The sequence below is a fragment of the Rhizobium sp. CFBP 8762 genome (assembly GCF_014841565.1).
GTDB lineage: Bacteria > Pseudomonadota > Alphaproteobacteria > Rhizobiales > Rhizobiaceae > CFBP-8762.
The window spans coordinates 235,815-256,056 of sequence record NZ_JACYUD010000003.1; the positions used below are offsets into that span (position 1 = coordinate 235,815).

15 protein-coding genes are annotated in these 20,242 nt (G+C 56.7%); 6 read left to right on the forward strand and 9 right to left on the reverse strand.

The genetic code is table 11. The annotated features are described in order from the left end of the window. Positions 1 to 53 precede the first annotated feature (53 nt). Together IFT84_RS09690 and IFT84_RS09695 are read right to left on the reverse strand one after the other, a co-directional pair. Positions 54 to 3,230 (reverse strand): efflux RND transporter permease subunit, encoded by a 3,177-nt coding sequence (locus tag IFT84_RS09690; RefSeq protein ID WP_192118770.1) that lies wholly within the window; start codon positions 3,228 to 3,230, stop codon positions 54 to 56. A gap of 1 nt (position 3,231) precedes the next feature. After that, positions 3,232 to 4,374 (reverse strand): efflux RND transporter periplasmic adaptor subunit, encoded by a 1,143-nt coding sequence (locus IFT84_RS09695; protein WP_192118772.1) that lies wholly within the window; start codon positions 4,372 to 4,374, stop codon positions 3,232 to 3,234. 169 nt (positions 4,375 to 4,543) lie between these two features. On the opposite strand from IFT84_RS09695, the gene IFT84_RS09700 reads away from it, so the two are divergent. The 3 genes from IFT84_RS09700 (at position 4,544) to IFT84_RS09710 (ending at position 9,931) form a co-directional block, all read left to right on the forward strand. Beyond that, positions 4,544 to 7,030, forward strand: a complete 2,487-nt coding sequence (locus IFT84_RS09700) for an ATP-dependent helicase (RefSeq protein WP_192118774.1) — start codon at positions 4,544 to 4,546, stop codon at positions 7,028 to 7,030. Positions 7,031 to 7,395: 365 nt separating this feature from the next. Beyond that, positions 7,396 to 9,315, forward strand: a complete 1,920-nt coding sequence (locus tag IFT84_RS09705; RefSeq protein WP_192118776.1) for a methyl-accepting chemotaxis protein — start codon at positions 7,396 to 7,398, stop codon at positions 9,313 to 9,315. Positions 9,316 to 9,436: 121 nt separating this feature from the next. Next, complete coding sequence (locus IFT84_RS09710) at positions 9,437 to 9,931, forward strand: CreA family protein (RefSeq protein WP_192118778.1); 495 nt, start codon at positions 9,437 to 9,439, stop codon at positions 9,929 to 9,931. Between the two features lie 51 nt (positions 9,932 to 9,982). Here the strand turns inward: IFT84_RS09710 and IFT84_RS09715 are convergent, their stop codons facing one another. Both IFT84_RS09715 and IFT84_RS09720 read right to left on the reverse strand, forming a co-directional pair. Further along, positions 9,983 to 10,450, reverse strand: a complete 468-nt coding sequence (locus tag IFT84_RS09715; RefSeq protein ID WP_192118780.1) for a hypothetical protein — start codon at positions 10,448 to 10,450, stop codon at positions 9,983 to 9,985. 177 nt (positions 10,451 to 10,627) lie between these two features. Continuing rightward, complete coding sequence (locus IFT84_RS09720; protein ID WP_192118782.1) at positions 10,628 to 11,092, reverse strand: chemotaxis protein CheW; 465 nt, start codon at positions 11,090 to 11,092, stop codon at positions 10,628 to 10,630. Between the two features lie 232 nt (positions 11,093 to 11,324). On the opposite strand from IFT84_RS09720, the gene IFT84_RS09725 reads away from it, so the two are divergent. The 3 genes from IFT84_RS09725 (at position 11,325) to IFT84_RS09735 (ending at position 15,058) form a co-directional block, all read left to right on the forward strand. After that, positions 11,325 to 11,924 (forward strand): SCO family protein, encoded by a 600-nt coding sequence (locus tag IFT84_RS09725; RefSeq protein ID WP_192118784.1) that lies wholly within the window; start codon positions 11,325 to 11,327, stop codon positions 11,922 to 11,924. A 24-nt stretch (positions 11,925 to 11,948) separates the two neighbouring features. Continuing rightward, positions 11,949 to 12,827 carry a 50S ribosomal protein L11 methyltransferase gene (locus IFT84_RS09730; RefSeq protein ID WP_192118786.1) on the forward strand — a complete coding sequence of 293 codons (879 nt, stop codon included), beginning with the start codon at positions 11,949 to 11,951 and terminating at the stop codon, positions 12,825 to 12,827. A 407-nt stretch (positions 12,828 to 13,234) separates the two neighbouring features. After that, positions 13,235 to 15,058 carry an aminopeptidase P family protein gene (locus IFT84_RS09735; RefSeq protein WP_192118788.1) on the forward strand — a complete coding sequence of 608 codons (1,824 nt, stop codon included), beginning with the start codon at positions 13,235 to 13,237 and terminating at the stop codon, positions 15,056 to 15,058. On the opposite strand, the gene IFT84_RS09740 is transcribed toward IFT84_RS09735, so the two are convergent. The 5 genes from IFT84_RS09740 to ligA all read right to left on the reverse strand — a co-directional run bounded on the left by IFT84_RS09740 (position 15,055) and on the right by ligA (position 20,190). Then, positions 15,055 to 15,360 (reverse strand): AzlD family protein, encoded by a 306-nt coding sequence (locus IFT84_RS09740; RefSeq protein WP_192118790.1) that lies wholly within the window; start codon positions 15,358 to 15,360, stop codon positions 15,055 to 15,057. The genes IFT84_RS09735 and IFT84_RS09740 overlap by 4 nt on opposite strands. Next, positions 15,357 to 16,064, reverse strand: coding sequence for an AzlC family ABC transporter permease (locus IFT84_RS09745; RefSeq protein WP_192118792.1), 708 nt, complete (start codon positions 16,062 to 16,064; stop codon positions 15,357 to 15,359). The genes IFT84_RS09740 and IFT84_RS09745 overlap by 4 nt, the downstream gene beginning before the upstream one ends. Before the next feature lie 207 nt (positions 16,065 to 16,271). After that, complete coding sequence (gene panB, locus IFT84_RS09750) at positions 16,272 to 17,090, reverse strand: 3-methyl-2-oxobutanoate hydroxymethyltransferase (RefSeq protein ID WP_192118794.1); 819 nt, start codon at positions 17,088 to 17,090, stop codon at positions 16,272 to 16,274. Between the two features lie 26 nt (positions 17,091 to 17,116). Further along, on the reverse strand, positions 17,117 to 17,965 hold the full coding sequence (gene panC / locus IFT84_RS09755) for a pantoate--beta-alanine ligase (protein WP_192118797.1): 849 nt from the start codon (positions 17,963 to 17,965) through the stop codon (positions 17,117 to 17,119). A gap of 71 nt (positions 17,966 to 18,036) precedes the next feature. Continuing rightward, on the reverse strand, positions 18,037 to 20,190 hold the full coding sequence (ligA, locus tag IFT84_RS09760; protein WP_192118799.1) for an NAD-dependent DNA ligase LigA: 2,154 nt from the start codon (positions 20,188 to 20,190) through the stop codon (positions 18,037 to 18,039). Between the last annotated feature and the right edge of the window lie 52 nt (positions 20,191 to 20,242).

The following is a 20,242-nucleotide window of genomic DNA, read 5'->3' on the forward strand; positions in this document are numbered from 1 at the left end:
AGAATAAAGCCTTACTTTGTTCATGCGCCAAAAAATAACAGCAGAGCGGGATTTCAGGAGGCTTGGGCGCTTTGCTGCGCCTGCGCTGCCAGCGCAAGTTCGTCGCGCAGGCGATGTTCCTCTTCGACGCGGGGCTTGGAGAAACGGGCCAGTGCCAGATAGGCAACAGGCGTTAGATACAGCGTGACGATGGTTGCCAAGCCCAACCCACCTACCAGCACCCAGCCAAGCGCGATGCGGGCTTCCGCACCGGCTCCCCGGGCCAAGACCAAGGGCAGAGCGCCGACAACCGTTGCAATCATAGTCATCATCACAGGCCGCAGACGGATGTTGGAGGCGTTTTCGATGGCATCTCGCACATTCTGCCCACGGTCGCGCAACTGGTTTGCAAATTCCACGATCAGAATACCATTCTTCGCCATGATGCCCACCAGCATGACAAGCCCGATCTGGCTGTAGATATTGAGCGTGTTGCCCGTGACGACCATGGCGAAGATCGCGCAGGCGAGGCCCAGCGGCACCGTCGCCATGATGATAACGCCGCTGATGAAGCTTTCGAACTGAGCCGCCAGAACCAGAAAGATGATGACCAAGGCAAACCCGAAGGTGAGCAACATGCCGTAGGAATTTTCCGTGAGCGTTGCGGCTTCCGCCAGCGGTATCATGCGGTAACCTTCGGGAAGCAACGGCTGAGCAAGCTCCTCTGTCAGCGTCAGGGCCTCACCGAGCGAAAAGCCGGTTGGCAGACCCGCCGTCAGCGAAACGGCGCGCAGTTGCGATTCGCGCGCAAGCTGTGGCGCAACGGCTTTTTCCTCCAGTGAGGCAATGCTGGACATGGGAACGATCTTGCCATCCCCGGTTTTCAGGAAGATGTTTTCCAGATCGGTCGGATCATTGATCGGGTTGTTTTCCGAGGAGATGATAACCGGGAACGAATCGCCCCCAACAAAAACGTCCAGAACCTCGTTGCCGTCGAGCATGGCCTGCAAGGCAACCGAAAGGCCGTTGATATCCACGCCGAGATCGGAAGCACGTTCGCGATCAATAGTGACCGACAGTTGGGCCTGATTGGTTTCGTAGTTCAGGCGCACATTCTGAAAGCGACCGGTGTCCTCCATCTTCCGCAGCAACTCATCGGCGGCGGCGGACAGTTTGGCGTAATCCTGCCCCACAAGCGCGACCTGCAAACCATTGCCAGCACCGCGAATGCCCAGACTGTTGGACTGCGACGCAAAGGCCCGGACGGACGGGACTTTATCCGTCACCGCATTGATATCGCGCACAATCTGCTGCTGCGAACGCGCACGCTCTGCCCACGGGCTGAGCGTAATCACCATGAAGCCGCTATTGGTGGAGCCACCCTGCCCGGATATCGAATAGATGTTGTAGATTTCGCCGGATTTGACCAGCGGCTGCAAGCCGTCCTCAATGCGCTGCATCTGGGCCTGCGCATAATCAAGAGAGACCCCTTGGGGCGCGTTGATGCGCATCATGACCATGGCGCGGTCTTCACTCGGCGTCAGTTCTGATGTCAGCGTGGTGAACGCGACGGCACCAGCGGCGGTGACCATGATAGCGACCAGAAAAACCGCCACCGGCGTGTTGAGACAGGCCCGGAGCGTGGCGGCATAAAAACCAGCGGCACGCGCGCCGATACGCTGCATCACGCCGTGACGCTCGCCATGCCCCTCGGCCTTCAACAGCCGTGATGCCAGCATGGGACAGAGCGACAGAGCCACAAAGGCCGACAGAAGAATAGAGAACGCCAGCACGAAGCCGAATTCCCGGAACAACCCGCCCGTCTGCCCTGGCAGAAAGGACAGCGGCACGAACACGGCCACAAGAGTGGCCGTCGTTGCGATCACCGCAAAAAACACCTCAAGTGTTCCCAGCACCGCCGCAGCGCGTGGACCCAGTCCTTCGGCACGACGACGCACGATGTTTTCCAGCACCACAATGGCATCATCCACCACCATGCCGGTAGCCAGCACGATGGCCAGAAGTGTGAGGATATTAATGGAGAACCCGGCCAGATAGATGGCTGCCATCGTGCCGATCAAGGCAATCGGCATCGTCAATGCCGGTATCAGCGTTGCGCGCCAGTCGAGCAGAAACAGATAGATGACCGCAATCACGATGAGAATAGCCACCACCAGGGCGATTTCCACCTCATGAATGGCACCCTGAATAAACACGGCATCGTTGCTGGTGATGCGAAGTTGTGTCCCCTCTGGCAAAGTCTGATTGATGGCGGCAACCGCCGTCTGCACACCCTCGGCAATATTGATGGTGTTGGATTGTGCCTGACGGACAATGCCAAAACCCACGCCTTGCTGGCCGTTGGACCGCAACGCAGTTGTTCCCGTGTTCGGCCCCAGCGTGACCGATGCCACGTCACCCAGACGGACATGGTTTTGCAGAATGATATCCTCAAACTGCTGTGGCGTCGTCACATCCGCCAGCGCCCGCACGGTGATATCCTGACTGTTGCTGGTAATGGACCCGGCAGGCACATCCAGCGCGACGGTCGCCAACGAGGTGCGCAGATCCGCAACTGTCAGCCCACGGCTGGCAAGCTTGATCTGATCGATATCGACGCGGAAAATCTTCTCCTGATCGCCGTAAAGCACCACGTCCGCAACACCCAGCACGGCAGAGAGCCGGTCGGAAATATCGTTTTCCGCCAGCAGCGTCATGTCTTCCATCGACATGGTGGAGGATGTCAGGGCCAGACGCAGGATCGGCTGGCTATCGGCATCCGCCTTGATGATGCGAGGTTCGTCCGCATCCTCGGGCAACTGATTTGTTACACGACCCAGCGCATCGCGCACATCGTTAGAGGCTTGGCCGATGTCGGTTTCACTGGAAAATTCCAGCGTAACCTGACTGCGCGCCTGTGACGACGTGGAGGAAATGCGGGTAATCCCGGAAACGCGGGAAACCGCTCCCTCGATAATGGACGTGACCTGCCTGTCCATCGTTTCCGGTGCGGCCCCGGTATAGGTGGTCGTCACGGTCACAACCGGTTGATCCACCTCCGGCAACTCGCGCACCTCAATGCCATAGAACGCAGCGAGACCAGCAACGATAATCAGCAGATTGACCACAAGCGCAAAGATCGGCCGCCGCACGAACAGGGCCGTGAAACCCTTACCGGCGTCGGCCGAAATTTCCGGCGAACCATCGGCGCCAGTCGCGGCCGGGTTGTTTGGGATCTGCTGATCGCTCATGTCAGGAACCGCTCGCCGGTGTGGCGGGTGCGTCCGTCTGGGCGACGCGAACGGCACTGCCATCGCGCAGTTGCTGAACACCTTCGGTCGCTACCATCTCGCCTTCGCGCAGGTCCCCTTCTACCAGAACCCGATCGGAATTGCGTTGAACGATACGAACGGGAACCTTGGCTGATTTATCGTCGGCAACCCGCCACACATAGGCCCCCTGCGAGCTCCACTGAATGGCCAGCGGATCGACCGTCGGGTACGTATCGCCCGCAAACTCGACCGCAACGGAAAAGGACATGCCTGCACGCAAACTGTCGTTTTCATTGGCTATTCGAGCGCGCACCCGCAGGGTCCGGCTTGCCTGATCGATGCGGTTGTCCAGCGCGTCGATACGGCCCGCCAGTTGTCGTTCAGGCCGTGCAATTGCGGTAGCTGAAATATTCTGCCCCACCTTCAAACGCGGAGCAAAGCGCTCCGGCACCCAGAAATCTACCAGGATTTCGCTGCGGTCATCAATGGTTGCGATAGCCGATGACGTGGTGACGTAATCGCCGGGGTTAACGGTGATAATGCCCACGACACCGGACCACGGTGCCGTGATCTCACGCCGCTTCAAGGCGAGTTCCGCCGCCTGCACCTGAAGCTCGGCAGCCTCCAGCGCGTTGGCTGTATCGGTAAATTCCACAGAGCTGATGACCGTTTTCAGATTGCGATACCGCTCGACCTTTTCCTGTGCGCTCTTGCGCGTCAGATGTGCCTGATCGACCGCGATGCGCTGCTCGTCATTATCGAGCTGCGCAATAACCTGCCCCTGCTGGACCGTATCGCCAGACTTGACCAGAACCTCTGCCAGATTGCCGGTCACGTAGGGGGTTACGGTGACTGTGCGGATCGCCTCACCGGTGCCAATGGCGCTCAGCCGGTCGTTTATCAGTGCGGTTGCCACCGGTTGGGTTGCCACCAGCCGTGCATTTCGGGGTGCGTTGGTGGCTGCGGCGGTCTTCGGCTGCTCCGGGGTGATGGCAGTGACAACAGACCCAGGGACGCCAAGAGATGCCAGCATTGCCCCGGCACCCGGCGCAAACCGTACCCATGCGGCCAATCCCGCGACCAGTATCACGGCACACAGCAGGATCTGTTTCCAAAGCTTCATCACACTCTCCGTATCACCATTACCCTGTACGGGTTTGCGCACCCGGTGGGCAACCGTGATCGGAAATTATGACGCATTTGTAATAAATCCATGGGGTAACCTGAAAAACCCGGAAACGTGAATGAAAGCAGAACTGGCGTTTTGATCCCGAATCACTACATTGAGACGCATGAGTAACGGATTTGACGATATACCCTTCTTCGACGAAGAGCCTGTGGCAGACCAAAAGCGCGGCAACCCGGCAGCAGGCAACCAAAAGCCGTCGGGCGGCATCGCCGCGCGTGCGCTTGCCGCGCGCGATGGCGCACGCTCACCTTCTGTCTATCTGAATGGCCTGAACCCGGAGCAGAAGGACGCTGTCGAAAGCATCGACGGTCCGGTTCTGGTTCTCGCCGGTGCCGGCACGGGCAAAACCCGGGTTTTGACCACGCGCATAGCGCATATTCTCGCCTCCGCACGCGCCTATCCAAGTCAGATCCTGGCTGTAACATTCACCAACAAGGCCGCGCGTGAGATGAAGGAGCGCATCGGTGTTCTTGTCGGTGGCGCGGTGGAAGGCATGCCGTGGCTCGGCACGTTTCACTCCATCGGGGTCAAGCTGCTGCGTCGTCACGCCGAACTTGTCGGGCTGCGCTCGGATTTTTCCATTCTGGATACAGACGATGTCGTGCGCCTCATCAAGCAGCTTATTCAGGCCGAAGGGCTGGATGACAAGCGTTGGCCTGCGCGCCAGTTTGCCCAGATGATCGACGGCTGGAAAAACAAGGGCCTCGGTCCCTCGGACATTGCCGAAGGGGACGCGCGCGCCTTTGGCAATGGCAAGGGACGTGAACTCTATGCCGCCTATCAGGCACGCCTGAAGACACTGAACGCCTGTGATTTCGGCGACCTGTTGTGCCATCCCATCCGCATGTTTCAAGCCCATCCGGATGTGTTGAAAGAGTATCACAGCAAATTTCGTTACATTCTGGTGGATGAGTATCAGGACACCAACACGGCGCAATATATGTGGTTGCGGTTGCTGGCGCAGCGCCCAAAGGGCGAAGTGCAAAACGTGTGTTGCGTCGGCGATGATGACCAGTCCATTTATGGCTGGCGCGGCGCTGAGGTCGATAACATCCTGCGGTTTGAAAAGGACTTTCCGGGCGCAAAAGTCGTCAAGCTTGAACGCAATTACCGCTCGACGGCGCATATTCTTGGGGCTGCCGCGCATTTGATCGCGCATAATGAAGGCCGTCTTGGCAAGACCCTGTTTACGGACCGAAGCGACCCCGACGACGCCAAGGTTCAGGTTCATGCCGCGTGGGATTCCGAAGAGGAGGCCCGCGCCGTTGGCGAGACCATCGAGCAGTTGCAAAGGCCCGATGCCGATGGCAAGCGTCACAACCTCAATGACATGGCCATTCTTGTGCGCGCATCCTTTCAGATGCGCGAGTTTGAAGATCGTTTCGTCACGCTGGGGCTGAACTACCGTGTGATTGGCGGCCCGCGCTTTTACGAGCGGATGGAAATTCGCGATGCCATGGCGTATTTCCGCCTGGTCTGCCAGCCTGCCGATGATCTGGCGTTTGAACGTATTATCAACACGCCGAAGCGCGGCCTGGGCGATACGACGGTGCGCACGTTGCATGACTATGCACGCGGACGCGACATTCCGATGTTCGCCGCCGCTGCTGATCTTATTGAAACCGAGGAACTGAAGGCCAAGGCCCGCAAATCTCTGTTTGATGTCGTCGTCAACTTTACCCGTTGGCAGGGCTTGCTCGAAAACACGCCGCACACCCAGTTGGCGGAGATGATACTGGACGAGTCCGGCTATACTGCCATGTGGCAGAACGACAAATCGGCCGAAGCGCCGGGCCGACTGGAAAACCTTAAAGAACTGATCCGCTCCATGGAAGCGTTTGAGTCCATGCGCGGTTTTCTGGAGCATGTTTCGCTCGTAATGGATGCCGAGCAGAACGAAAATCTGGATGCCGTCAACATCATGACCCTTCATTCTGCCAAGGGTCTGGAATTTGATACGGTTTTCCTGCCCGGCTGGGAGGAAGGCTTGTTTCCGCACCAGCGTTCGCTGGATGAGGGTGGGCGCGCCGGACTGGAGGAGGAGCGGCGACTGGCCTATGTCGGCCTCACCCGCGCCAAACGGCGCTGCCATGTCTGGTTCGTGTCCAACCGGCGCATCCACGGGCTTTGGCAATCCACCCTGCCCTCACGTTTTCTGGATGAACTGCCACCCGATCATGTCGAGGTGTCGGAGGCAGAACAATCCTACGGTGGTTACGGCCGTGGTGGCTATGGTCAATCGCGGTTCGACAAGGCAGAGCCGTTCTCCAATTCCTACGCTACGCCGGGCTGGAAGCGCGCGCAGGCCAACCGCACGGATGCAACGCGCGATAACTGGGGCTCACGCTCCGGACATGCGGTGGAGCGCGTCGGTTATGGCGAAAGCGGGCCGAAAGCACGCACCATCGACGGTGAACTGGTCGCCAAATCCACGGTTGACACGCCCTCGAAATTTGCTGTCGGTGAACGGGTCTTTCACTTGAAATTCGGTAATGGGAATATTTCAAGCATTGAAGGCAATAAGCTGACTATCGACTTTGATCGCGCCGGGCAAAAGCGGGTTCTGGATAGTTTTGTTGACAAGGTTTAGCAACTTTACATCCAGTATGACGCTGAGCGAAGCAGAGTACTCGGACGAAATACGTAGAATATCGAACCCATTATTTCTTATAGATTGAACGTGAACTGCTCATTTTACAATTTATGGGCGAATATCCGTATATATTCACGTTCTCATCTTTAGCCGGTGTTAATTTTTTGCCGCGATAACAAATGCTGACAGAAAAACCCGCCATGAGGGCATTCACGGTCTGTCGATGATTGGCGATTGTCCAATCCGGATTATACTCTGGCGCTCAGCGCTTATCTTCAGCACGGTTACCGTGCAACCAGATATTGATCTCGATTGCAGCGCCTTGTCTTCCACGGCATTTGCCATTGCAACTGTGAGCAATCATGTCTTTTCTGAAAAATGCGAAGATACGCACCAAAATACTGTCAACAATCGTGGGACTGAGTGTCATCTCCATTTCCGGAATGGGATTCCTCGCTTATAAATACAAGGAAACCGATACAGTCTATTCTGCCTTCATCACCAACGACAGTGTTGGTGCCGTTAACGTGTCACGCGTCAACGGCAACATTGGACGGATTGGCTACGAACTCAATCGAGTTCTGTTGAATCCCGTTGGCTCCGAAGATTCTCTTCAGGCAGAACAAAATTTTCGGGATGAAATCAACGCCGCTACTGCGACGCTGACAGAGACCCAAACGCTTGTCCCCGCGCAAGCTCCATTCGTCACCGACGCGCTCAACGACATTGCAAAACTGCGGGAGCTTGGCGAAAAGGCTATTGCACTTCACGCATCCAACAGCACAGCAGAAGCATCCACTCTTCTGGATGGACTTGAGCGGACGATTGCGGAATGGACTCCGAAATTTCGCGAGAAGCGCGACGAGATGGTCCACAGCGTCATGAAGGGCAGCAATGACCTGACAGCGGTTACCAACAAGACCATAACCATTACGCTCGTTATTCTTGCACTCGCCATCATTATCGGCACGAGCTGTACTGTCTACGTGGCAACGGCGGGCATTACGACCCCGATTTCCACACTCAATCGCCGTATGAGCACGCTGGCAGCCGGAGATACGGACGAAGCCATTGCTGGCACCGACCGGCGTGATGAAATCGGCAATATGGCCAATGCCGTATCCGTGTTCCGGGACAACGCAATTGAGCGGGCACGCCTTGAGCAGGAAGCCGAGAGCAATCGCATTCAGGCCGAAAAAGAGCGTCTGGACCGTGACGCTCAAAAGGCCCGTGAAGCCGCTGAAGTCCAACAGGCTGTTGAGGAAATCGGCACGGGCCTTTCAAACCTGGCCAACGGAAATGTAGCCTACCGTGTCAACACGCGGTTTACTCCGGCGCTGGAAAGCCTGCGCGTGGACTTCAACGAGTCGATGGAGAAACTGCATCAGACCCTGCGCACAGTCGGTGAAAATGCCCGGACGATCGATGCGGGTGCTGCGGAAATCCGTCAGGCGTCCGACGACTTGTCGAAGCGTACGGAACAGCAGGCTGCTTCGGTCGAGGAAACAGCCGCAGCGCTCGAACAAATTACGACCACCGTCAAGGACGCAACCAGCCGCGCGGAAGAAGCAGGTGCACTGGTTGAACGCACGCGCGCCGGTGCCGAGCGCTCCGGCGATGTGGTTCGCAACGCTGTCAGCGCCATGCACCAGATCGAGAAATCCTCTCAGGAAATCTCCAATATCATCGGCGTCATCGACGATATCGCGTTTCAAACGAACCTGCTGGCGCTGAATGCCGGCGTGGAAGCTGCACGCGCCGGTGATGCCGGAAAGGGCTTTGCCGTTGTCGCGCAGGAAGTCCGGGAGCTTGCACAGCGTTCCGCCAATGCAGCCAAGGAGATCAAGTCGCTGATCACCACCTCCGGCGATCAGGTCCGCTCCGGCGTGTCGCTTGTGGGAGAAACCGGCAAGGCGCTGGAGAAGATCGTTGAGGAAGTTCGGCAGATCAACTCTCACGTTGCTGCCATCGTCAAGGGCGCACGTGAGCAGGCTATCGGCCTGCAGGAGATCAACACCGCGGTCAACAGCATGGATCAGGGCACCCAGCAGAACGCAGCCATGGTCGAAGAAACCACCGCTGCCAGCTACAGTCTGGCAAAGGAGGCATCGTCGCTCAACCAGTTGCTGTCGCAGTTCAGAATGGGCCTTGAAACGGAAGCCCGCAGCATGGCTGCGTCGAGCCCAAGGCCAGCAACCTCGCCCGCGCGCACGCTGAGCCGCAAGGTCGCCAGCGCATTTGGCGGCGCTTCGAATACGGAAGGCTCGTGGGACGAATTCTAGACCTAATCAACAGACATTTGCAAAAGGGCGGCGCAAGCTGCCCTTTTTGTAATTCGCATTCCGCTTGACCTGACGGCAATATATCCACATCTGACAGATGAAACCTTGCTGGAGAAAGCCCATGTCCCCTACCCTTAAACGCATTGCTGCCGGTCTGATTGCCTTGGCGGGCTCTGGCTACGGTGCTCACGCCGATACTGTTGGAAAAGTCGGGGTGGACTGGGTTGGCAATGACATCAAGATCGATGCTGTAACGGACCCCGAAGTAACCGGCGTCACTTGCCATGTCTCGTATTTTGACCGGGGCGTCATCGACCGGCTGCGCAAGGGAAACTGGTTTGAGGATCCCTCAAACAACGCAATCGCTTGCCAGCAGACGGGACCAATCACAATCGGTGACATCAACCTGTCTCCGAAAGGCGAAGAAGTGTTCAGGGCCGGTTTGTCGCTGATCTGGAAAAGTCTGGTCGTGACCCGTGTTTATGACAAGACCAACAATACGCTGATCTACCTGGCGCATGGGCGGGAAGTCACGGAAGGCTCCGCCAAGATGGCCATTTCCACCGTTCCGCTCTACAATCAACCGGTCACATGGACGAACGGACAGCCAAAGTAAGTCATAAAAAAAGCCCCCTGCGGTGCAGAGGGCTTTTCCGAATGTAAAACCTTACAGGACGATGAAGGTCACTGTACCATCGGCATTAGGGTGGGCAGATACGATGTTGTTGATCTGCACGTTGCGCGACTCAAGCACCTTGACCAGCGCTGCATTGGCCTTCACGTCTGCCTGCAAACGCTCAACTTCCTGCTTGTTCACGTCGGCAAGTGTTCTGTACTTGTTACGCTGTGTTTCCAGCGGCAGTTCGTTGACACGCTTGACAGCGATCTTCGATGCATCAACGCCGGACCATTCCTTCACGCCATAGACAACGACTTCTTCGTTATCCATCGCAGTTGTCGCAGGTGTTGCTGTATCGGCAGGCGCCATCGTGCCTGTATTTTCGGTCGCGGCGGCATCAGGCTGCTTCTTCTGCTGGTTCGTGTCATTGGGTACGTTGTTCTGTGCGAAGGCAGAACCCCCAATGGCGAGTGTCAAAACGGCGGCGGAAATAACGGATTTCAAAGAGGCGTTCATAGTGAATATTCCTTGTTCTAGGTGATCAGTGAACAAAGAACGCCCTCTTTTTCAGTTTGTTCCTACAATATTGAAAACGCTTAAAGCGCTGTTCGATCTGATTGTATCAAACCGGCGCTCTAAGTCTATATTCAAAACGCATAATCTTCTCGATCCTCGCTCCGGTCGGATTATACTTTAAGCTGCGTGAGACAGTTGTTCTGCGATAACGCGGTCCAGATTCAGGAAACACACCATTGATTTTTCGAGCGCTACGATGCCACGGCAAAAATCACGCTGCGCTTCCGGAATAATATCGGGTGCGGCCTGCAGATTCTGGCTATCGATCGTCATCATATCCGAGACCTGCTCCACAAGCAGTCCCACCAGTTTGCCCCCAATATCGGTGACGATGATGGCCGCACGTTCGGAAGGTTCAGTCATGGCCATTCCCAGCCGGCAGGCCATATCGATGACCGGAATAACGGCGCCACGCAGATTGATGAGACCCAGCACGTAGGGAGGCGTGTGGGGCATTGGCGTGACCGGTGCCCATCCGCGAATTTCGCGAATAACCATGATGTCGATGCAGAATTCCTGCCCGCCAAGATGGAACGATACGATTTCCAGAGAGCCGCCGGATTGTTGGAGTAGATTCGACATGATCGCCACTTTCTTCAGGAAAGGCTGTCGCACTGTGACAACGGATAACCCTGTGGCCCATGCCACAGGTTTTGCGCCGCCATCATGCCGGACAAAGAAAAATCATTTCTGCGCCTGAAAATCATGCCAGAAACATGTTAAGTCTTCCCTAAAGTTGCGACATTACGGCATTTGCAGGCGGCGGCCCAAACGCGTATTTGATGGACGGAACCCAGGCCAACAGGATTGAACGATGAAAAAGATACGCATTGCCCTCTGGATTGCCGTTGCTTTTTTCGCGGCCCTTCTTGGCGCGCTGGTTTATACTGCAACAGCGGAAAAGCAAAAAATTGCAGGGGCTGCCTTCGGCGTGCCGTTCGAGCTGACGGACGGCGCAGGCCGCACCGTCACGCAAGCCGATTTTACCGGCAAACCCACTGCGCTGTTCTTCGGCTTTACCCACTGCCCGGAAGTGTGCCCGACCACGCTTTATGAACTAAATGGCTGGATGGAAAAGGTTGATCCGCAAGGCAAATCCCTGCAAGCCTATTTCGTGACCGTAGACCCGGAGCGCGACACGCCTGAGATCGTTGGGCAGTATGTCGACAATGTCTCCAAGCGCATCGTGGGCCTTTCCGGTGCGCCGGATAAGGTGATGGATATGGTAAAAGGCTACAGGGTCTACGCCAAGAAGGTACCGGTCGACGAAAGCAAGCCAAATGGCGATTACTCCATGGATCACACAGCCTCTGTGTTTCTTCTTGATGCGCAAGGGCGCTTCAAAAGCACGATTGCCTATGGTGAAAACGCCGATACCGCCGTAAAGAAACTGGAAAACCTGGTTGCAGGTTGAAACAAAACAGAGAGACTGTCACCGTTGAGCGAAATTCGCCTTTTCATCACCACCACCGAGACACAGTCCAACGCGCTTCTGGATGTGATGACAGACGCCTTCGAGGACGAAGGTTACGCCATCGCCACGATGGAAATCGATGAAAAGAAAAATATCTGGGAAGCCTCCTTGTATCTGATGGCTGATGAAGAGGAGCATATGCGTGCGCGTTTTGCCGATCTGATAAGCGCACGGTTCCCCGGATTGGCTATTGAACGGGAAGTGATTCCCGATATCGACTGGATTGCCAAATCGCTTGAGGGCTTGCAGCCTGTGCGGGCCGGACGGTTCATCGTCCATGGCGCACATGATCGAGACAAAGTACGGCTCAACGATATCGACATTGAGATTGAAGCAGGACAAGCCTTTGGGACCGGCCACCACGGCACCACCGCAGGCTGCCTGGAGATGATTGAAACTGTTCTTCGCCAACGCAAGATCACCAATGCACTGGATCTTGGCACCGGCAGTGGTGTGCTGGCTATAGCCGTGCGCAAGAGCAGGCCAGTACCTGTTCTGGCAACGGATATCGACCCCGTCGCTACCCGTGTTGCGGCAGAAAATATACGGCGCAACGGGATCGTTTCCGGCCTGACGGTTAAGACCGCAACGGGATTTCAGTCCACCGTATTTGCACAGCATGGTCCTTTCGACCTGATCATAGCAAATATCCTGGCCCGTCCGCTCATCAAGATGGCACCACAACTCGCCACCCATCTTGCACCCGGTGGATCAGTGATCCTGTCGGGTATTCTGGCAGAGCAACGCTGGAAAGTGATTGCCGCCTATACCGGACAACACCTGCGCCATATCCAGACGATCTGGCGCAATGGATGGGTCACCATCCATTTTGATAGAGTATAAACCGTCGGCCAATAAAAAGCCGCCCTCCCTTTCAGGAGCGCGGCTTTTTTAAACTTCGGCGGTGCCAGAGGCACCGCCAGATGTTCGCGAGCCGAGGAGGAGGATGCTCAAGCGAACGCTGCAAACTCTGAAGATCAACCACCCTTAGGGAGGAGGAGATCGGGCAGTTGACCAAAACCCCAGAGCTTGAAGTCATCGGCATATCGTCTGCCGTTGTTGAGAGTATTTATAACCGATTTAAAATCTGACAAAAGCGAATTTCACGAATATGTGCCATGCACGCCGTGCATAGTTTATAACGATTCCAAAGTGCGACAATTTGCCCCTCTGCCGTATTCGGGATAAGGAACATCATACTGGATACGCATCTGCGCCAGATGACCTCTGATTTCTGCAAAGGCACTTTCATGTTTCAAACCTACAATGTTGCTTCCAGCCCGCAGTATGGCCGTGAGCGTGTTGCGCAGCTTCGCGTCGCGATGGACGCGTTGGACATCGACGGCTTTCTGGTGCCGCGGGCTGACGAGTTTCAGGGTGAATATGTGCCTGCAAATGCCGAACGCCTTGCGTGGCTGACTGGCTTTACCGGGTCTGCGGGCGTGGCCCTGGTTCTTGACGATCAAGCCATCATTTTTGTGGATGGTCGTTACACCACGCAGTTGGCCGAGCAGGTGGATGGTGGTGTGTTCACTCCCGGCGACTTGGTCGGCGCACCGCCTCACCTCTATCTGGAATCATACAAGCATCGGGCGCTGAAACTCGGCATCGATCCATGGCTGCACACGATTGGAGAGGTGCGACGTCTGGAAAAGGCGTTGGAGGCCAATGGCGGACAGCTTGTATTGCTGGACCACAACCCGGTTGATCGGCTCTGGAAAGATCGCCCCGCTGAACCTCTAGGCCGGGTTGCTATACAGCCGCTGGAACAGGCCGGTACGCTGGCCAAGGACAAGATCGCGACGATTGCCGAGGGGCTTGCGAAATGGAAAGCCGATGCGGTGCTTTTGGCCGATCCGTCTTCCGTCGCCTGGAGCTTCAACATCCGCGGAAATGATGTACCGCACACCCCGCACCCGTTGGCACGTGCTCTGATTTTTGCCGATCGAAGCGGCCAGTTGTTTCTGGATGCAGGCAAGACGGGCATTGAACAAAAAGCATATCTGACGCAGCTTGCCGAGCTTCAACCGCCCGAACACATTCTCGATGTGGTGCGCAGGCTTGGCTCCGAAAACAAGACAATGATCGTCGATCCCGACATCGTGCCCTACGCCTTAGTCCGTGCCATGACCGAAGCCGGGGGAACCGTGGTCGAAACTGCCGATCCGGCCAGACTGCCGCGGGCGATCAAAAACTCTACTGAGATTGAGGGTTCCAGACAGGCGCATCTGCAGGATGGTGCCGCCATGGTGGAGTTTCTGGCCTGGCTGGATAGCAGCTCGGATGTAACCGAAATTGGCGCTGCCCAAAAGCTGGAAGCGTGTCGTGCCGCAGTTGGCGCGCGCATGCAAAATCCGCTGAAGGATATCTCCTTCGATACGATCTCGGGTGCCGGGTCCAATGCCGCCATCATTCATTATCGGGTATCAACGGCCACTGATCGGACACTGGAGCCCGGAACGCTTTTTCTGGTCGATTCAGGCGCACAATATATCAACGGAACAACCGATATCACCCGCACCGTCGCCATCGGCACCGTACCGGAGGATCAGAAGCGCTTTTTTACATTGGTCCTGAAAGGTATGATCGCTATCAGTACCGCGCGCTTTCCGGCGGGAACGCGTGGCGTTGACCTTGATCCGCTGGCTCGCATTGCCCTGTGGAAGGCCGGGGCGGATTATGGCCACGGCACCGGGCACGGGGTCGGCTCCTACCTTTCCGTACATGAGGGGCCGCAGCGCATCTCACGCCAGTCCATGCAGGAGATTTTGCCGGGAATGATCCTTTCCAACGAACCCGGTTATTACCGGCCGGGAAGCTTTGGCATTCGGATTGAAAACCTGTTGCACGTGACCGAGGAGGCGATGATCGCGAACGGCGACCGGCCGATGCGTGGATTTGAAACGCTGACCTGGTGCCCGATCGACCGGCGCGCAATCCTGCCGGAGCTGCTTGACGACGAAGAACGCCAGTGGCTGAATGCCTATCACGCACACACGTTCGACAACATCGCACCTCTGCTGGCCGATGATTCTACCCGGGAGTGGTTACGTCAGGCAACGGCCTCGATCTAAACCCCGAAGTACCGCAGGCCCATAACCCCTGCCCACGCGATCAAGAGAAGCCAGAGCGTGGGCAGACGAAAGCCGATGGCCAAAGCCACCAGCAATGCAATAGTGACATCAACGCCGGCATAGATGAAGTGCGGTGCCACAAGCGCTGACAAAACGGCAGCCGGAACGGCGCTGAGCGCTGCCTCCAACCGTGGCGGAATGTGGGACAGGCGTGTGATCAGCACATAACCTGCAATGCGGGTGATATAGGTTGCAACGGCAGCAGCAAGGATGGTGTAAATCAGGACGCTATGATCCGTCATGGCTTTGCCCCCTCGCCTTCCAAAGTGTCGGACGTTACCGGCATACACGCTGCCAGAACCAGTCCCGCCAGAGCGCCGATACTGATATGCCAAGGCGAGCCCACAAAATGCATGGCGACGATAGACACCAGCGAGCTGGCTACAACAACTGGCAGCCAATGGCTGCGCTGGCGAAAGCCCAATACCAGTCCCATGAAATAGGCGGGCAAAAGGATGTCCAAACCCAGTGCATGCGGATCGCCAATCATCTTGCCGAAGAACGCCCCGAGCGCACTGACCGCAACCCACGGCACATAAACGCTCAGTCCTAGCCCGAGATACCAGGAAAAGCTGACCGGAAGCCCCTTTTCGTGTCGCTTTTCGGTTTCCGCATATTGCGGATCGACAAGTAGGAAAAATGCGAAGGCTTTCTGGACGCCGGAAAAATGCTTGATGTACGGAGCCATGGACGCCGAATACAGAATATGCCGGAAGTTAACGGCGAAGATCGACAGCACCACCAGCCAAGGCTGAATGTTCTTGCCGAACAGGTCCAGTCCCACCAACTGGCTGGCACCCGCATAGACAGACGCGCTCATCAGAACCGCATCGCTGACCGAGAATCCGTTATCCACGGCAAGTGCGCCGAACAATGCACCGAATGGCGCAGAGCCAACGACGACCGGCACGCTGCTGCGCATGCCCTGCAAAAAATCTGTGTTCATGACGAAGGGCCTGATTGAAGTGACTGAGCGACTAAAGCATTTCCAGTGAAAACGGAGTCGTTTTGACGTCTGGACAATGCGACAAATAAAGGAGCTAGAACATTTCCAGTGAACCCGTGTTCACCGGAAATGCTGGAGGTAGCGGAGTGCCGCCCCATCTGCAAATCAGAAAGATTGACGCTGACGCAGCATTCTATTTAACCTTGCCTATTTAATTCTGAATGTATGCTCATCGCCGGGAAACGTGCGTGCCTTGACTTCAGCCGCATACTCTTCTGCAGCCTTGCCAATCAACGGCGCCAACTCCGCAAAATGCTTGACGAATCTTGGTTTGAAGTCGGTGAAAATACCAAGCATATCGTCGGACACGAGTATCTGGCCATCACAGGCGGGAGACGCGCCGATGCCAATGGTGGGTGCGCGCAGCTTGGACGTAATTTCCCGAGCAACCGGCTCCACGGTTCCCTCAACGACAATCGCAAACGCCCCTGCATCGTCTATCGCCTTGGCATCGCGACGAATCTTCGCCACCTCACGGTCTGTCCGCCCCAGCGAGCGATACCCACCTGTGGTGTTGATCAGCTGCGGCATCAAGCCCACATGGCCCAGAACCGGAATGCCGCGTTGTGTGAGGAAATCGACCGTTTCGGCCATTTCCGCCCCGCCCTCCAGTTTGACCGCGCTACAGCCGGTCTCTTTCAGGATGCGGGCCGCGTTGCGGAACGCCAGTTCCTTTGATTCCTGATAGGAGCCGAACGGCAGGTCCACCACAACACAGGCATTCTGCGCACCGCGCATGACCGCCTGTCCATGGGCGATCATCATATCCATGGTCACGCCAACGGTGGAATCCAGCCCATAGAGCACCATTCCCAAGGAATCGCCGACCAGCAGAAAATCGACATGGGGATCGAGAAGCTTGGCAATCGGAGTCGTGTACGCGGTTAGGCTGACAATCGGACGCTGACCCTTCAGCGCTTCGATATTGGCTGGGCTCAACCGGCGCTTGGAACTCTGGACACTCATGGCACTACCCTTCGATTCAGTCGGCGTTATGCGCGCAAAATTCGATTATCCAGCAGTCTCGTGCTCCCGAAGGCAACAAAAAGCAACAGCAGGACCGGTTTTTCGCCGATCTCATCCATCGGCGTCAACGTTTGCGGGTCTCTTATGGCCACAACCTGTGGCTCTGCCAGCCCTTCTGTCCTGATGAAATCCGCGATTGCCTGTTCCAGCTTTTTACGATCTGCCAAGCCTTGCGACAAAAGTCTCTGCGCTTCGTCCAGTGCTTTGGGTACGATAACAGCCGCTTGGCGTTGCTCAGGCGAAAGGTAGACATTGCGGGACGACATGGCCAAACCATCCTCTTCGCGCACGGTCGGCACGCCCACCACCGTCACCGGCTGGGCAAGGTCCTCCACCATCCGGCGAACGATTTGCAGTTGCTGAAAATCCTTCTCGCCAAAATAGGCCCGGTTGGGCTGCACGATATTGAACAATTTGGTAACAACAGTGCAAACACCGGCAAAATGCCCGGGCCGCACCTCGCCCTCCAACTGTTGGCCGAGGGTCGGCACATCGACAACGGCTTCCATGGGGCGCGGATACATATCCACGACACCGGGAGCAAACAGGAAATCGACACCGGCTTCGACCAGCATGGCCTCGTCGCGCACGAGATCACGCGGATATTTCGTCAGGTCTTCATGTGCACCAAACTGAAGCGGATTGACGAAGATGCTGGCAACGACAATATCGTTTTCCGCGCGAGCGCGGCTTGCAAGCTGCATATGCCCGGCGTGCAAATAGCCCATAGTTGGCACCAGTCCGATGGATTTGCCTGCACGTCTTGCTGCATCAAGCGCGGAACGCATGTCAGCGATGGTCGTAATCGTCTGCAATCTTAAAGCCCCCGACAAGAATAGGGGCAACTGCTATCGCGCTTAAGCACAAATTACAATCTATGTGGATATTACGCCCCGATCAGGGTGAACCACCCGTCCTCATCGGTGGTTTCCACACCCAGTTCAGCTGCTTTCACAAGTTTCGACCCAGCCCCCGGCCCCGCCACCAGCAAATCGGTTTTCTTGGAAACCGAGCCAGCCACTTTCGCGCCGAGTCTCTCGGCCATGGCTTTGGCCTCATCACGGGTCATGCGCACCAGCGTGCCGGTAAACACGACGGTTTTGCCTGCCACGGGGCTGTCGCTCACCACCGGAGCCTCGGCAGGTTCGGGCGTGACCTCCTTGAGCAGCTCGCCGAGCACGCCGAGATTGCGCGGCTCGGTATAGAACTCCACAATAGCGCGGGCGACGACCTCGCCAATGCCATCAATGGCGTTCAGTTCGTTCCAGGCATCGCCGTGGAAGCTGCCTGCCGCCGTCATGGAAGCAGCGAAATTTTCATAGGAACCGTAGCTGCGCGCCAAAAGCTTGGCCGTTGTTTCACCCACATGGCGAATACCCAGCGCAAAAATGAAGCGGTGCAGCGCTATAGACCGGCGGCTGTTGATGGCGTCATAGAGCTTGCGAACACTCACCCGCCCGAACCCATCGATATTCTCCAGCTTCGTCATGGACGCTGATTGGCGCGCCTCCAGTGTAAAAATATCCGCGGCAGTGCGGATCATCAGCGACGGGTCGTCGCTTTCAAAAAAGAAATCCACCTGCTTGGTGCCAAGCCCCTCGATATCATAGGCATTGCGAGACACGAAATGTTTGAGGTGCTCCACCGCCTGCGCGCGACAAACAAAGCCACCAGTGCAGCGGCGGACCGAATCAACCTTCCCGGTCTTCTCGTTCACATCGCGAACGGCATGGCTTCCGCAGACCGGGCACGTCGTTGGGAAACTGTACGGAACCGATGTTTCAGGACGCGCGTCCAGAACCACATCAATGATTTGTGGAATCACATCCCCCGCCCGCTGCACAATGACCTGATCGCCGACGCGAATATCCCGGCCCTCGCGCAGCGGTTGCCCGCTCTGGCCGATTCCCCGGATGTAATCCTCATTGTGAAGCGTTGCGTTGGTCACGACAACGCCACCGACCGTAATCGGCACCAGACGCGCCACTGGTGTCAACGCACCTGTGCGGCCAACCTGAATATCGATGCCGGTGAGCCGGGTAAAGGCTTGTTCCGCCGGGAATTTATGCGCCGTTGCCCAGCGCGGCGAACGAGACCGAAACCCGAGCCGACCCTGCAAGTCCAGCCTATCAACCTTATAGACGACGCCATCGATATCATAATCGAGATCGGCGCGGGCATGTTCAATCGCGTGATAGTGCTCGATCAACGCTTCGATGGAGTCCAACCGTTTCATCAGCGGGTTGACGGGGAAACCCCATTCCCGGAAGGCCTCGACCATACCAAGCTGCGTATCGCTGGGCATCGCACTCATATCGCCCCAGGCATAGGCGAAAAACCGCAGCTTGCGGCTGGCAGTAATTTTGGCATCGAGTTGTCGTAGGGAGCCCGAAGCGGTGTTTCGAGGGTTGACGTAAAGCTGTTTGCCCTGTGCGGCCATCTCGGCATTTAAAGCCTGAAAGTCGCTGCGGGCCATGTACACCTCACCGCGAACCTCCACGACATCAGGCACATCGCCGGACAACGCCTGCGGAATCTCACTGATGGTGCGGATGTTGGCGGTGACATTTTCGCCGGTGGTGCCATCGCCGCGTGTGGCCGCTGTCACCAGCTTGCCCTTTTCATAGCGCAGCGACATGGAAAGGCCGTCAATCTTCGGCTCCGCCGTAAACGCGATCTGATTGTCCGGCAGTTGCCCGAGGAAGCGGTACACGCTGTGGACAAAATCCCGCACGTCGTCGTCGGAGAATGTATTGTCCAGCGACAGCATGGGTTTTGCATGGGTGATTTGCTGAAACGCACCGGAAGGCGCAGCACCCACCTTTTTCGACGGGCTATTCTCGCCCACCAAGGCTGGAAACCGGTTTTCAATTTCCTCGGCGCGACGCTTCAATGCGTCATAATCGGCATCGGAAATCTCAGGCTTATCCTGCCCATGGTACAGTTCGTCGTGGCGCGCCAGTTCGCGCGTGAGAAGCCCAAGCTCTTCGGCGGCCTCCAACTCTGTCAGGGAATCGATAGGGGTTTGTTCGACAGTCATGGCACGCTCCGGGATTCAGACCGCCAAGGCTACGCAGATATGGTGAAAAATT